At 66.0% G+C, this 699-nt stretch carries 1 protein-coding gene; it reads right to left on the reverse strand.

All coding sequences use genetic code 11. The features are described from left to right. Positions 1-674 (reverse strand): recombinase zinc ribbon domain-containing protein (locus ACZXDY_RS46205; RefSeq protein ID WP_464350057.1); only part of this gene is annotated, 674 nt, incomplete at its 3' end. Positions 675-699: the final 25 nt, after the last annotated feature.

Raw genomic sequence — 699 nt, forward strand, 5'->3', positions numbered from 1 at the left:
ATGACGGCTTGGACCAGCTGGCGCAGCGTTGCGACGAGCACGGGCTCGTCGAGTTCCGCAGCCTCTGCGGCGACCTCGGCCAGGCGCCCGATGTCGACGAAATAGCGCGCGATCGCCGCCGGGTGCACGGTGACGATCTCGGAAGCGGCAGTGATCTGTGCGAGCTCGGCCTTGACGCGCTTCCGTTCGGCCGCGAGCTCATTGACCTTCGGGTTGTAGGTGTCGAAATCCGCCCCCTTCGCAATGTTCGTGATCAGGCGATCGATCTCGCGGTCGAGCTCGCCGTTGCGGCGCTGCAGATGCTTCTCGCGATCGCCACTCTCCTTGGCCAAGCGCCGGCGCTCGGAGTTGTAGGTGCGGACATATTCGGCGATTGCCTCGGGATTGGCGAGCTCCTCGCGCAAGCCTTCAAACACCAGGGTCTCGATCGCTGGGCGCGAAACCTTGCGGCCGTTGCTGCAGACGCCGCTCTCGCGGAATGCCGAGCACTGCATCCGGTGAGGCTTCCCCTTCCTCTGCGCGCCGATCGCCGACATACCGGCGCCGCAGGATCCACAGCGCAGCAGGCCTGACAAGGGCCGGACAGCCTCGCGCGATTGCGAGGCGCCCTGGTGACTGCGGCCAGCCTTGATCACCTGTGCGGCCTTGAACGTCGCGTCCTCAACGATCGCCAAGTGCGGCGCGTCGACGCTACGATAT

The sequence above is a fragment of the Bradyrhizobium sp. LeoB3 genome (assembly GCF_055456055.1).